Origin of the sequence: Breoghania sp. JC706 (genome assembly GCF_037026715.1) — a bacterium.
In the GTDB taxonomy this organism is placed as follows: domain Bacteria; phylum Pseudomonadota; class Alphaproteobacteria; order Rhizobiales; family Stappiaceae; genus Breoghania.
The window spans coordinates 304,437-317,552 of record NZ_JBANCG010000005.1; the positions used below are offsets into that span (position 1 = coordinate 304,437).

A 13,116-nucleotide genomic window follows, 5' to 3' on the forward strand; every position below is an offset into this window, starting at 1 on the left:
CTCGCCGGATCTACTCGCTGCGGCGCACGAAACAGTCGCCGCCAGCGGCCTTGAGCTGCGAGCACAGGTCGTTTGCTTCCGCCTGTCCACCCGCCACGATCCGCACCCGGTAGAAGGTTCCCCTGTCGCCGAGATCGACACTCGGATAGACCGCCTGGACATTGCCCAGAACGGAAGGGAAGCGGCGCTGCATGGACGCGTAGGCCTGTTCGGCCTGCTCCAGGGTGCGCTGCGAAGAGACCTGGACCACGTAGGAACCGGACGGAATGTTCGCCGAAGACGTGGCGGCCGCCGCGCGCGGCGTGTTCGTCGGCTGGGCGATATTGCCGCCCGTCAGATCAAGCGGACCGGACCGCTGGATCGGCGCATTGCCGGCCGGCTCGGCCGACGCAACGCGGGTCTCGGGCGCCTCTGGCTTGGGACGCGGCATCAGGGTTTCCCCCGCAGCAGCGCCCGCCGCCGACGACAGCGGCGTGCTCGGCACACGGGCCTCGCCGTTGCTGTCCATCACGGAATTGCCCGCAGCCTCGGCCATGCTGTCGACCGGGCGCGCATTCACGGTGCGGATATTCGCATTCGCGCCCGGCGCCGCCTGCGGCGTCGTGTCGAGCGTCGGGGCTGCGTCGGCCTTCGGCGGCTCAACCGAGGCGGACGCGCCAGGAAGATCGGGCGCGGCGATGATGGTGCCGTCCGGACGCACGACGACGGTGCGCACCCGTTTCGGCCGGGCCGGCGTATCCGGCTCCTGAATATTGCCGCCAACCGTGCGCAGGTCATCGCCGCCCGTGGTGGGAACGGCCGAAATCGGCTCTTCCTCGCGGGGCACAAGCTGCTCGTCGCGGGGCTGCACGCCGGCGACGCGGTCATAGATCGCCTTGCTCGGAGACGGCTCGGCCGACGCCTTGGTCGCCTCCGGGAAGACCTTGAAGGGCCCCTTCTCGGCCGCGATGCGCACCGGCGGCCCGCTTGCACCGTCGCCGCCGAACAGACCGCTCAGCAGGAAGGCACCGCCGCCGAGCACCACGATCGCGCCGACGGCGGCCGCAGCCACCAGGCCGCGCCGCTTCGGCTCCGCCCGCGGCGCCGCGCGCTTTTCGGCCTTGGGATGTTCGGGCAGAACACCTTTCGAAAGACGCTGCGGGGCAGCTGTTTCCTCGGCCTCGAAGATATCGTCGAGCTCGAAATCGTCGTCCTGCCGCTGTCCACCAAGGCGCTGATCATCGTCGAAACGCGGCTCGCCGTAACCGGGCACGCCACCCTGGCCTTCAGCAACGGGCCACTGCATGTCGTCGACATCGAAGCGCGGCTCGACCGGGGCAGCTGCCTGCGGTTCTGCGAAAGCCGGCGTATCAACCGCAGGCGCGCGGCGTTCCGTCGCGCGCAGCTCGGCATCGGAATAACCGGCATCATGTGAAAAAGCGGGCGCGTCGGAGAACACCGGCTCCTGCGGAGCGAAGGCCGCCGGCTCGCCCGGATAGGCGTCCTGACCGTACGACTGCGCATAGTCCCGATCGAAGGAACCGCGCAGCTCGCCGGCCTGGGCAGAGGCATACAATGCCTCGGGCTCGACGGGTTCATAGGCCTGCGGCGCCGCAACCTCGGGCGCATACTCGGGCTCGGCCCGGATCGGCTCGGGCGCCTGCACAAAGGGTTCCTGCTGCACAGGCTCGGGAGCAACAGGCTGCGGCTCGTAGCGGAAGGGCTCGGCCTCGTAGCCGGCGGGGGCGTCGGCGACGTAGCCCGCAAGACGCAGCTCTTCCTGAACGGCCGCCTCCAGAGCCTCGATCGCCGCATCCGTGTAGCGCGACGAATCATCGACCGGCTGCGATTGGGGCTGAGCCTGGGACTGAGACTGGGGCGTCGTATAGGCGGACGGATCGAAGAACGGCTCCGTCTCATAACCGGGAATGCCCGCGTAGCCGAAGCCCTGCGCCGGCTCGGCGGCACGCTCCTCGATCCGGGACGCCTGCGCGGCGCGACGCGCCTCGGAGGCCGGAATGGAATGGGCGGCCTGTTCGCCGGCCGGCACGCGCGGTGTTGCGCGTGGCAACGGATGGATCACCCGCGGCGGCTCTGCGCGGCGCGCTTCCGGTTGGACGCCGGCCGCTGGTGGGGCCACCTGCGGGGTGGACTGGGGCGCAGGCTCACCGGCCGGCTGCGGCTCGGGCGTGTAGACCGGAGCGAGTTCCGCCATCAGTTCCGCTTCGAGATCGGAGCCGAAATCGTCCGGAAGACTGTATTCCTGCGCAGCGGCCGGAGCGGCGGGCGCGACAGGTGTCGCGGCCTCGCCGGAATACGGCTCGCCTTCGTATGCGACGTTCGCGGGAGAGGTGTGCGCGGACTCGCTGACGATCCGGGCAAGCTCGATGAGCGGATCCTCGGCATAAGCCGACTGGGCTGCGGAAGGAATACCAGCCTGCACGCCGGAAGACGCACCGGGGCGCACTCCGGGAGGCACTCCGGGCCGTTGGCCGGCCCGGGCCGGATCCGCATAATGTTCGTCCGCGTCATCGCGGTTGAACCTGGGCGTTTTTCTGTCGGACATGGACGAGCGCTAGACTTTCGTTACCCGCAAGGCACTCTACACTTGCCGGGAGTGACTCACCATCGCTGGATCCGGCGCCGGCCGATGCCGAACATCAGCGCATTTCGTCCGGTGCATCCACACCGAGAACTGACAGACCCGAAGCCAAAACCATCGCCACCGAACGCACGAGCGCCAAGCGCGACAGGGACAACTGTGAGTCTTCAGCGTTAATAAAGCGTAATTTAGGCAAATCCTTGCCTCTGTTCCAATGCGCGTGCAGGGCGCTTGCCAGTTCATAGAGATAGAAGGCGAGCCGATGAGGCTCGTGCGCTTCGGAAGCCGCCTCGACGATTCGCGGCCACTCGGCCATCTTGACGATCAGGTCGAGCTCTCCGCGGTCGTCGAGCTTCGAGAAATCGGCCTGCATCAGCGCCGCTTCCGACAGATCGACACCCGGCAACTCCTCCGCCGCCTGACGGAAGACCGACGCACAGCGCGCGTGCGCGTACTGGACGTAGAAGACCGGGTTGTCCTTCGACTGCTCGGTGACCTTGGCGAAATCGAAGTCGAGCGGCGCGTCGTTCTTGCGGTAGAGCATCATGAAGCGAACCGGATCGCGGCCGACCTCGTCGACCACATCGCGCAACGTGATGAAGTCGCCGGAGCGCTTGGACATGCGCACGGGCTCGCCGCCGCGGAAGAGCTTCACCAGTTGGCAAAGCCTGACGATCACTTCCGCATCGCCCTCCGAAACGGCCCGGCCGACGGCCTCCAGCCGCTTGACGTAGCCGCCATGATCCGCGCCGAGCACATAGATCATCTGCTTGAAGCCGCGCAGGTACTTGGAGCGGAAATAGGCAACGTCCGCCGCGAAATAGGTGTAGGCGCCGTCAGACTTCTTCAAGGGACGGTCGATGTCGTCACCATAGGCGGTGGCGCGGAACAACGTCTGCTCGCGATCCTCCCAGTCCTCCGGCAATTGGCCCTTGGGCGGCGGCAGGCTGCCCTGGTAGACGAGGTCGCGGTTGCGCAGTTCCTCCAGCATCTCGTCGATCTCCGACGCGGCGCCGTCCTTGCGGGCATGCAGGGTGCGCTCGGAGAAAAAGACGTCATGACGGACGTTCAGGGTTTCCAGATCGTCGCGGATCAGCGCCATCATCATCTCGATGGCCGTATCACGCACGATCGGCAGCCACTCCGCCTCGTCCATCTTCAGCAGCGCATCGCCATGGGCGTCCGCCAGCGCCTTGCCGACGGGGACGAGATAGTCGCCCGGATAGAGGCCCGCCGGGACTTCGCCGATCTCCTCGCCCAGCGCCTCGCGGTAGCGCAGGAAGGCGGAGCGGGCGAGCACGTCGATCTGAACGCCGGCGTCGTTGATGTAGTATTCGCGGGTGACGTCATAGCCGGAGAAGGCCAGCAAACTCGCCAGCGCATCGCCGACGACGGCGCCGCGACAATGCCCCACATGCATCGGGCCGGTCGGATTGGCCGAGACGTATTCGACGTTGACCTTGACCCCGCCGCCAAGCGTACTGCGTCCGAAATCCGTTCCGTTTTTCAGAATCTGACCGAGAATCCCCGTCCAGTATTCTGATTTCAAACGAATATTTACGAAACCCGGACCGGCAATCTCGACGCTTTCCACGTCGCCATCGGCCTTCAACCCCTCGACGATCTTCTCCGCCAGGTCGCGCGGCTTCATGCGGGCGGGCTTGGCGAGCACGAGCGCGGCGTTGGTCGCGAGATCGCCGTGATCGGGATCGCGTGGCGGCTCCACCACGACGCGTGCGAGATCGGCGTCTGCAAGATCGGAGGAGATATCGAGGCCGCGCACGATGGCGCGCACGCGTTCGGCGAATTCGGCAAAGACGTTCATCGGACCAACTGCTGTTGTGTTGCCACGCGCCAGACGGCGTGGGCGCCGGATCTCGCGCGTTCCGAAAAACGGAAGTCCGAGTGTTCCGGCCGGGCTCGCCTAACGCAATTCCGGGGTATCGTCAAACAGGCGACGGTGCTCGTCGATGGCATAACGGTCAGTCATGCCGGCTATATAGTCGCAAACGCGGCGATGAACCGTCGTCGTGGACGCCTCGTCGAGATCGCAGGCCCACTCCTGCGGCATCTCGTGCGGGTGGGCGATGAAACCGTCGAAAAGATCGCGCACCACCTTGGCCACAAGCCTGCGCACGCACAGCACATCCTCGTGGCGATACATGTGCTCGAACAGGAATGTCTTGATGCCCGCCTCCGCCGCCGCCATGGCGGGCGAGAAGCCGATCATCGCCCTGCCCGCCTTGCGGATATCGTCTGCCGAAAGCGGCCCCTGCGCCTGCAGGCGGCCTTGCGCTTCCGCGATCACGTCCTCGACCATGCGGGTGATGACCCGGCGGACGAGTTCGTGAATGCGCCGGGGCGTCTCGAGCCCGGGATACCGACGATCGACCTCGGCGAGCAGATCGCCGACGAGCGGCACGCCCTTCAGATGTTCAAGCCGGAAGAGGCCGGCACGCAGCCCGTCATCGAGATCGTGGGCGTCGTAGGCGATGTCGTCGGCGATCGCAGCAGCCTGGGCCTCGGCCGACGGCCATGACCACAGCATCAGGTCGTCATGGGCGGGATAGTCGAGAATGGCATGCGGCAAGGCATGGCCAGCGAGCTTGCCGATGCAGGCGCCGTCGCGGTCGGTGAGCGGGCCGTTGTGCTTGACGAGCCCCTCCAGCGTCTCCCAGGCGAGGTTCAGGCCATCAAACTCGGCGTAGCGACGCTCCAGCGCGGTGACGATCCTCAGGCTCTGGGCATTGTGGTCGAAGCCGCCGTATTCCTTCATGCAGGCGTCCAGCACGTCCTCGCCCTCGTGGCCGAAGGGCGTGTGCCCGAGATCGTGGGCAAGCGCGAGCGCTTCCGCGAGATCCTCATCGAGCCTGAGCGCGCGGGAAATCGAGCGCGCGATCTGGGAGACCTCGATGGAGTGGGTCAGCCGGGTGCGATAGTGGTCGCCTTCGTGATAGACGAAGACCTGGGTCTTGTGCTTCAGGCGGCGGAAGGCGGTGGAATGGATGATCCGGTCGCGGTCGCGCTGGTAGGGAGTGCGGGTCGGACTGTCCGGCTCCGGGATCAATCGCCCCCGGCTTCGAGCCGGATCGACGGCATAGGGTGCGCGCTCCTGGGAGCCGAACCCGAGTTCCGCATGCGCTAGACGCGCCGTCATCGCACTTCTCCATCGTCAGGGCTGGCCCCTTGCGGCTCCATGGCGCCGGACTTTGCTGAAATCCGGGCCTGCCCTATATTGTCCTGCAACTGGACCCTGTCCGCCCTTCGCACCGGCGCAAGAATGACCGGAGGGCCGGGTGTCGGACCGCACGACCGCGATCCGGCAGGTTTCCCGGCACGCTTCCTAGCACGCCGGCCGCATGCTGCGTAAGGCCAAGCCGCATGTGCCCGGACCGCGAAAGGCCCGCTCATGTGCTGCCCGGCAAAGGCCGACAGGATCAAGGCGCGAAACATTTGCACGGATTGATGACATGACTGTTGCCGCCGATATCGCCCGCCCCGACACCGCCCCTGTGAGCCTCAGCGACAGCGCCGCACGGCGCATCGCCAAGATCCTTTCCAAGGAGAGCGACGGCACGATGCTGCGCGTCTCCGTGGAAGGCGGCGGCTGCTCGGGCTTCCAATATACCTACGAACTCGTCACCTCGCGCGCCGACGACGATCTCGTCCTTGAAAAGGACGGGGCGACGGTGCTGATCGATTCGGTCTCCCTGCCCTACATGGAAGGCTCGGTCATCGATTTCGTCGACGACCTGATGGGCCAGGCCTTCAAGATCGAAAACCCCAACGCCACCGCGTCCTGCGGCTGCGGAACCAGCTTCTCGATGTAGTCGGCGTCTCGATATAGAGTGGCGGGGGTGCACGATGCTCCCGCCCTGCCTCCCCGAATCCGTTCGCGCGTGCTAAGTCCGTCGGGAACAGCGGATGGATACCCATGAAGATCGCCACCTGGAACATCAACGGCGTCAAGGCGCGCATCGACACGGCTCTGGCCTGGCTCAAGGAAGCCGAGCCCGATGTCGCCTGCCTGCAGGAGATCAAGTCGGTCGACGATAACTTCCCGAGGGAGCCCTTCGAGGAGCTCGGCTACAATGTCGAGACCCACGGCCAGAAGGGCTTCAACGGCGTGGCGCTCCTGTCCAAGCATCCTTTCGATGAGGTCACCTCCCGCCTTCCCGGCGACGACGAGGACGAACAGGCCCGCTATCTCGAAGGCGTCATCTCCGTTCCCTGCGGCGTCGTGCGCATCGCAAGCCTCTACCTGCCGAACGGCAATCCGGTCGACGGGCCGAAATTCGACTACAAGCTCGCCTGGATGGAGCGGCTGGAACGGCGTGCCCGCAAGCTTATGGCGGAGGAAGAGCCCTTCGTGCTCGCCGGCGACTACAACGTCATCCCGGAACCCGAAGATGCCCGTCACCCGGAGGCCTGGGTGGAGGACGCGCTGTTCCGCCCGGAGAGCCGCCGGGCCTTCCGCGCGCTGAAGAACCTCGGCCTGACCGATGCCCTGCGCGCCTGCCACCCGGAAGGCGACCGCTACACCTTCTGGGACTATCAGGCCGGCGCCTGGCAGAAGAACAACGGCATCCGCATCGACCATCTGCTGCTGTCGCCGCAGGCCGCCGACAGACTGCGCGCCTGCGAAATCGATTCCCATGTGCGCGGCTGGGAAAAACCCTCCGACCACGTGCCCGTCTGGATCGATCTCGACGTGGAGGCCTGAGGCGAGGCACGCCGACCGTTCAGTCTTTCGACAAGCCGCCGATCATCTGTTATGATTAATAATCATGGGATGATCAGGCACCTTTCATGCGGCGGCCTCGTGCTAGCCGCATTCGCCGGGTCGCTGGCCCAGAGCTGGGCGGCCAGGGATTGTTCGTGCCTGCTCAACGGTGCGCGCTTCGAACTTGGCGCTGTCGCCTGCATCCATGGCCCCGACGGCGACCAGCTGGCGCAGTGCCAGATGAACCTCAACAACACCAGTTGGAAGGTACTGTCGAAGGGGTGCCCGACGGCGATGCTCGTTGAGCCGGCTCCTCTGCTCGCGTCCCCTGGCTCTGCTTCGTCCAGTCCCATGACGCCTCCCGCTCAGCGGCGCTGACAGACGCGCCCGACAAAGAGCGACCATTCGTCCCTCCGGAATGACCTGTTCCGTTTCCCTCCCATCGCGTTAAGCTTCCCTCCTGACCCAATATTCCGAGGGGGGAATTCATGACGGTTCGTATCGACAAGACCGGCGCGGTCACCACCATCACCATCGACAGGCCGGAGGCGCGCAACGCGGTCGATCCGGCGACAGCCGACGCGCTTTACGACGCTTTCATTGCCTTCGAGGACGACGCGGAGGCACGCGTTGCGGTGCTCACGGGAGCCAACGGCACGTTCTGCTCCGGCTTCGACCTGAAGACGGCGAGCGGGCTTGCGGCGGAGCGCCGGCCGCTCGGGGAATTCGACATTCCGCCGGGCTGGAACGGAAAACGCGAGACGGCGCCGCGCGGCCCGATGGGACCGAGCCGGCTCTTTCTGGAAAAGCCGCTGATTGCGGCGATCGCCGGACCGGCCGTCGCCGGGGGCATGGAGCTGGCCCTACTGGCGGACATGCGGGTGATGGAAGAGACCGCCTACATGGGCGTCTATTGCCGGCGCTGGGGCGTTCCGCTGATCGACGGCGGCACGGTCCGTCTGCCGCGTCTCGTCGGCATGGGCCGGGCGATGGACCTGATGCTGACCGGCCGCAAGGTGGAGGCCGCCGAATGCGCGAGCATCGGCCTTGCCGAGCGGGTGGTGGCGGAGGGCACCGCGCTTGAGACCGCACAGGCGCTGGCTGCGGACATCGCCCGCTTCCCGCCCGAATGCGTGCGCGCCGACCGCCGCGCGGCCTATCTGGGCTGGGGACAGCCGATCCACACCGCGTTGCAATACGAATGGAGGAGCCGGCAGGTGCTGGAGCGCGAAGGGATCGCCGGCGCAACTCAGTTTGCCGAAGGCGCCGGGCGCAGCGGGGCGTTCGCGGAGAATTAGCCGACGACCGCCGGAAGCCCGGTTCGAGACGGGATTGGGGGTGGGATTGGGATGGCCACCCCCGCCCCACTTGCCCGCCACCGCCGCTCGCCTATCCGTCCTGCTCCAGCACGGCGGCGGCCATCGGCCGGGTGATGCGGCGGCGCGCGGCAAGCGCTTCGCGGTCGAGCGTCGCGACGATGCGGTTGGCCGCCTCCAGCGAACGCTCCATGCGCACGACGAGATACTCGATTACCGGAAGATCGACGGAAAGCTGGCGGTCGGCGAAAAGCTTCACCAGCACGCGGCGCAGCAGATCGTCGTCGGGCTCGGCCACCTCGACAGGGGTCGCGAGCCTGAGCCGCGATGCAAGATCGGGCAGCGTCAGATTCCAGGCGGCCGGCCAGCTGCGCGAGGTGATCAGAACCTGGCGGGAGGCGTCGCGGGCGGCGTTCAGCAGATGGAACAGGGCCTCCTCGTCGATGCCGCCGTGGGCATCCTCGACCGCGACCGGCCCCTTGCGGGTGAGCGCCAGTACATCCTGCCGGCCAAGGCTCGCCGCGGGGACGACTTCGGCGCCCGAAGCCTGCTGCCAGATGGAGACGAGATGCGTCTTGCCGGCCCCCACCGGCCCCGCGAGAAGAACGAAATCGGACGGCCAGTCTGGCCAGGCGGTGATCAGGTCGAACGCCGCACGGTTGCAGTCGCCGACCAGATAATCGTCACGTCCGAGCGCAGCCTCGTGCGGCAGCTCCAGCGGCAACTGGCGCGGCGTTTCCTCGCTCATTGCACATCCTCTAAATTTTCCCTGCCCAAGCCCTTCGCGACGGGTATGCATCCCATGCGATCGCGCGGCCTCAGCCATCCCCGTCCCGGCTTTCCGGCCCTTCGTGCGGACCGGCACCGTAGTAGAGCGGGCTCGTGAGATACTGCTCCAGCGCGAAACGGGCAAGCACGCCGATTGCCGCCGAGACCGGTACCGCCACCAGCATGCCGACGAAACCGAACAGATAGCCGAAGGCGAACAGCGCGAACATCAGCCAGACCGGATGAAGTCCGACGCGTTCGCCAACGAGCTTTGGCTGAAGAATATTGCCTTCAAGGAACTGACCGATGGCGAAAACCGCCAGCACGGCGACGATCATGTGCCACTCGGGCCAGAACTGCACAAGAGCAACGCCCAGCGACAGGATGAAGCCGGTGGTGGCGCCGATATAGGGGATGAAGCTGATGAGCCCGGCGCCGATGCCGATCAGCAGACCGAACTTGAGCCCGAGAACGGCGAGACCGACCGCATAGAACGTTCCCAGTATCAGGCAGACGCTGACCTGACCGCGCACGAAGCCGGCCACGGCCAGATCGATTTCGTGCGCCAGCTTGTGGACGAGATCGCGGTGTTCGCGCGGCAACCAGCTGTCGACCTTGGCGGTCATCCGGTCCCAGTCGAGCAGCAGGTAGAAGGCGACGACAGGCGTGACGACGAAAAGGGCGATGATGGACATCAGCGCCTGTCCGCCGCTCCAGATCGACTTCAGCAGATTACCGAGCCAACTGGCCCCCTGGGACATGAGATTGCCGAGCGAGTTCTTCACCTCATTGCCGCCGAACCCGGAGATGCGGCGGAGTTTCTCGCCGAAATTGTCCATGATCACGGCCTGGAGCTGCGAGACATAGTCGGGCAACGCCGCGATCAGGCTGGCAAGCTGATTGCCGAGCACCGGTAAAAGCAAAACCAGGAACAGGACAAAGATGAGCAGAAACAGAATCAGGATGGTGATCGTCGCCCAGAGACGGCTCATGCCGATGGCTTCGAGCCTGTCGGCGACCGGATCGAGCAGGTAGGCGAGCGCCATGCCTGCGACGAAGGGCAGCAGGATCGGCGAGAACACCCAGAGAAACAGGATCGTCACCGCAAGGGCGATCATCCAGAACGTGATCCGTCGCTGCAGGGTCATTCGTCGTTTCCTTTTGGCGTTTCGCTTTCGGCGCGCCGCATCGCGTCCGGATCAGGCTCGCCCGCCGCCTCTTCTCCCGCCATGAATCGCAGCCATTCCACGAGATAGGCGGCGGTGGAAATCGCGGTGAAGCCGGCGACCACGTATACCAATAAGGGACGCACACCCCCGATGGAGAGTTCCAACCCGGCTTCCGCGAGCACCATGGCCGCCAGCGTGATCTGCGCGGTGGTGTTGATCTTGGATACCATCAGCGGGTGCATTTCCAGCGTCTTGCCCATCACCCAGGACAGGATGACCGCGCCGACGATGAGGATATCCCGGCTGATCACAAGAATCACGAGCCACGCCGGCAAGGCCCCGGTGAGACCGAGGCTCAGGTAAATGGTGACCAGCAGCGCCTTGTCGGCGATCGGATCGAGATAGGCGCCGAGTTCGGAAAAGAGCCCGAAACGGCGCGCGATGATGCCGTCGGCCGCATCGCTCAGGCCGGCCAGGACGAACACCCAGAAGGCGGCCAGATCGTCGCCGGAAATGATCAGCGTGACGATGACCGGCACCAGCAGCAGGCGCAGCACCGAGATCAGGTTCGGCAGGGTCATGTCGTCTTGCTCCAAACGGCACGCGGACTTCGCAGTTAGGATCACCGGGAGAGACTGGCAAGCATTTTCCACCATGCGCCTTCTATAAAGGCCTTGCGAGGAACCGGCCCGGCGAACGCGGGGATTCGACGTTTCCCCCGCAGCAGCCTCCCTCGCCCCCTCTTCCCGTTTGACTTCGCGGCTGCCAACTGGTTTGAAGACGGCCGAAAGTTCCAAATCCGGAAGCTGTATCCATGAGCGACACATCGTCCGCCGGCGGCGGGCTGACCTATGCGGGCGCGGGCGTCGATATCGATGCGGGCAACGCGCTGGTGAAACGCATCAAGCCGATGGTCAAGGCAACGGCGCGAACGGGCGCCGACAGCGACATCGGCGGTTTCGGCGGCCTGTTCGACCTGAAGGCGGCCGGCTTCACCGATCCGGTGCTGGTCGCTGCCAATGACGGCGTCGGCACCAAGCTGAAGATCGCCATCGACACCGGCATTCACGACACGGTCGGCATCGATCTCGTCGCCATGTGCGTCAACGATCTGGTCGTGCAGGGCGCCGAACCGCTGTTTTTCCTCGACTATTTCGCAACCGGCGCGCTCGACGTGGAGGCGGCGGCAACCGTTATCGGTGGCATCGCGGAGGGCTGCCGGATCGCCGGCGCCGCGCTGATCGGCGGCGAGACGGCGGAAATGCCGGGCATGTACGCCAAGGGTGACTACGATCTCGCGGGCTTCGCGGTCGGCGCGGTGGAGCGGGACGCGATCCTGCCCAAGCCCGACGTGAAACCCGGCGACGTGGTGCTGGGGCTCACCTCCGCCGGTGTCCATTCCAACGGCTTCTCGCTGGTGCGCCGTATCGTGGAGCGGTCCGGCCTCGACTGGGATGCGCCGGCCCCGTTCGATACCAGCCTCACGCTCGGCCGTGCGCTGCTGGCGCCGACGCGGATCTACGTCAAGCCGCTGCTCGCCGCCCTGAAGGAAACGAAGGGCATCAAGGCGCTCGCGCACATCACCGGCGGCGGACTGCCGGAAAACCTGCCGCGCGTGCTGCCCGACACCTGCGCGGCGCATATCGATCTGTCCGCCGTGCCCGCCCTGCCCGTCTTCGACTGGCTGGCGAAGACCGGCGGCGTGGAACAGGCGGAAATGCTGCGCACCTTCAACTGCGGCATCGGCATGGTCGTCGTGGTGGCGCAGGAGGATGCCGACAGCGTCACCGAGGTCCTCACCCGCCAGGGCGAGACCGTCGCACGGCTCGGGTTCATCGAGCAAAGGCTTGCCGACTATGTCGTTTTCGACGGCACGCTTTCGGCATGAGCACGCCGCGCAAACGGGTCGGCGTGCTGATCTCCGGGCGCGGCTCCAACATGGCCGCGCTCATTAAGGCTGCGAAGGACGACGACTATCCCGCTGAAATCGCGCTGGTTCTTTCAAACCGGCCGGATGCGGCCGGGCTCGACCATGCTGGCGAGGCCGGGATTGCGACGGCTGTCGTCGACCACAAGCCTTTCGGCAAGGATCGAGAAGCTTTTGAGCGCGCGCTCGATGCCACCTTGCGGGCGCACGATATCGAGATCGTGTGCCTTGCCGGCTTCATGCGGCTGCTGACGCCGTGGTTCGTCGAGACCTGGGCAGGCCGGATGATCAACATCCACCCGGCCCTGCTGCCCTCGTTCAAGGGGCTCGATACCCATGCCCGGGCGATCGAGTCCGGCGTGAAGCTGCACGGGGCCACCGTTCATTACGTTACGAGCGACATGGATGCCGGGCCGATCATCATGCAGGGTGCAGTGCCGGTTCTCTCCACCGACGACGAGAACGCACTTGCGGCGCGCGTTCTTGGCGTGGAGCATCAACTCTACCCGCAGGCGCTGGCCCTGATCGCCTCCGGCCGCACCCGGATCGAGGACGGGCGCGTGGTTGTGAGCGAGACGACGGAAACGCCGGCTGCGCTGATCTGGCCGGTTTGAGAAAGAGAGCCTGCTGCG

At 66.0% G+C, this 13,116-nt stretch carries 11 protein-coding genes; 5 read left to right on the top strand and 6 right to left on the bottom strand.

Translation table 11 applies throughout. The annotated features are described in order from the left end of the window. Window positions 1-10: 10 nt before the first annotated feature. The 3 genes from V2L18_RS12330 to V2L18_RS12340 all read right to left on the bottom strand — a co-directional run bounded on the left by V2L18_RS12330 (window position 11) and on the right by V2L18_RS12340 (window position 5,738). Window positions 11-2,422: an SPOR domain-containing protein gene (locus V2L18_RS12330; RefSeq protein WP_336178555.1), complete on the bottom strand. Its 2,412-nt coding sequence runs from the start codon at window positions 2,420-2,422 to the stop codon at window positions 11-13. 217 nt (window positions 2,423-2,639) lie between these two features. Then, on the bottom strand, window positions 2,640-4,406 hold the full coding sequence (gene argS, locus V2L18_RS12335) for an arginine--tRNA ligase (RefSeq protein WP_336178556.1): 1,767 nt from the start codon (window positions 4,404-4,406) through the stop codon (window positions 2,640-2,642). 99 nt (window positions 4,407-4,505) lie between these two features. Then, window positions 4,506-5,738 (bottom strand): deoxyguanosinetriphosphate triphosphohydrolase, encoded by a 1,233-nt coding sequence (locus tag V2L18_RS12340; protein WP_336178557.1) that lies wholly within the window; start codon window positions 5,736-5,738, stop codon window positions 4,506-4,508. A 313-nt stretch (window positions 5,739-6,051) separates the two neighbouring features. On the opposite strand from V2L18_RS12340, the gene erpA reads away from it, so the two are divergent. The 3 genes from erpA to V2L18_RS12355 all read left to right on the top strand — a co-directional run bounded on the left by erpA (window position 6,052) and on the right by V2L18_RS12355 (window position 8,602). After that, a complete protein-coding gene (gene erpA / locus V2L18_RS12345) occupies window positions 6,052-6,411 on the top strand; it encodes an iron-sulfur cluster insertion protein ErpA (RefSeq protein WP_336178558.1) in 360 nt (119 codons plus the stop codon). Window positions 6,412-6,515: 104 nt separating this feature from the next. Next, on the top strand, window positions 6,516-7,304 hold the full coding sequence (xth, locus tag V2L18_RS12350) for an exodeoxyribonuclease III (protein ID WP_336178559.1): 789 nt from the start codon (window positions 6,516-6,518) through the stop codon (window positions 7,302-7,304). 488 nt (window positions 7,305-7,792) lie between these two features. Continuing rightward, window positions 7,793-8,602 (top strand): crotonase/enoyl-CoA hydratase family protein, encoded by an 810-nt coding sequence (locus V2L18_RS12355; protein ID WP_336178560.1) that lies wholly within the window; start codon window positions 7,793-7,795, stop codon window positions 8,600-8,602. Window positions 8,603-8,693: 91 nt separating this feature from the next. On the opposite strand, the gene V2L18_RS12360 is transcribed toward V2L18_RS12355, so the two are convergent. From V2L18_RS12360 to V2L18_RS12370, 3 genes are all read right to left on the bottom strand, one after another. Beyond that, complete coding sequence (locus V2L18_RS12360) at window positions 8,694-9,368, bottom strand: DnaA/Hda family protein (protein ID WP_336178561.1); 675 nt, start codon at window positions 9,366-9,368, stop codon at window positions 8,694-8,696. Window positions 9,369-9,438: 70 nt separating this feature from the next. Then, window positions 9,439-10,536, bottom strand: a complete 1,098-nt coding sequence (locus V2L18_RS12365; RefSeq protein ID WP_336178562.1) for an AI-2E family transporter — start codon at window positions 10,534-10,536, stop codon at window positions 9,439-9,441. Then, window positions 10,533-11,138 (bottom strand): CDP-alcohol phosphatidyltransferase family protein, encoded by a 606-nt coding sequence (locus V2L18_RS12370; RefSeq protein WP_336178563.1) that lies wholly within the window; start codon window positions 11,136-11,138, stop codon window positions 10,533-10,535. Before V2L18_RS12370 ends, V2L18_RS12365 begins: the two co-directional genes overlap by 4 nt. A gap of 233 nt (window positions 11,139-11,371) precedes the next feature. Between V2L18_RS12370 and purM the strand changes: the two genes are divergently transcribed. Beyond that, the gene (gene purM, locus V2L18_RS12375) at window positions 11,372-12,445 is read left to right on the top strand and encodes a phosphoribosylformylglycinamidine cyclo-ligase (RefSeq protein WP_336178564.1); all 1,074 of its coding nucleotides are present in this window, start codon (window positions 11,372-11,374) and stop codon (window positions 12,443-12,445) included. After that, a complete protein-coding gene (purN, locus tag V2L18_RS12380; protein WP_336178565.1) occupies window positions 12,442-13,098 on the top strand; it encodes a phosphoribosylglycinamide formyltransferase in 657 nt (218 codons plus the stop codon). Before purM ends, purN begins: the two co-directional genes overlap by 4 nt. The last annotated feature ends 18 nt before the right edge of the window (window positions 13,099-13,116 follow it).

Bases quoted from the DNA above. Each gene is read 5' to 3' on its own strand.
- argS (WP_336178556.1), bottom strand. From the start codon at position 4,406: ATGAACGTCTTTGCCGAATTCGCCGAACGCGTGCGCGCCATCGTGCGC.
- V2L18_RS12340 (WP_336178557.1), bottom strand. From the start codon at position 5,738: ATGACGGCGCGTCTAGCGCATGCGGAACTCGGGTTCGGCTCCCAGGAG.
- erpA (WP_336178558.1), top strand. From the start codon at position 6,052: ATGACTGTTGCCGCCGATATCGCCCGCCCCGACACCGCCCCTGTGAGC.
- xth (WP_336178559.1), top strand. From the start codon at position 6,516: ATGAAGATCGCCACCTGGAACATCAACGGCGTCAAGGCGCGCATCGAC.
- V2L18_RS12355 (WP_336178560.1), top strand. From the start codon at position 7,793: ATGACGGTTCGTATCGACAAGACCGGCGCGGTCACCACCATCACCATC.
- V2L18_RS12360 (WP_336178561.1), bottom strand. From the start codon at position 9,368: ATGAGCGAGGAAACGCCGCGCCAGTTGCCGCTGGAGCTGCCGCACGAG.
- V2L18_RS12365 (WP_336178562.1), bottom strand. From the start codon at position 10,536: ATGACCCTGCAGCGACGGATCACGTTCTGGATGATCGCCCTTGCGGTG.
- V2L18_RS12370 (WP_336178563.1), bottom strand. From the start codon at position 11,138: ATGACCCTGCCGAACCTGATCTCGGTGCTGCGCCTGCTGCTGGTGCCG.
- purM (WP_336178564.1), top strand. From the start codon at position 11,372: ATGAGCGACACATCGTCCGCCGGCGGCGGGCTGACCTATGCGGGCGCG.
- purN (WP_336178565.1), top strand. From the start codon at position 12,442: ATGAGCACGCCGCGCAAACGGGTCGGCGTGCTGATCTCCGGGCGCGGC.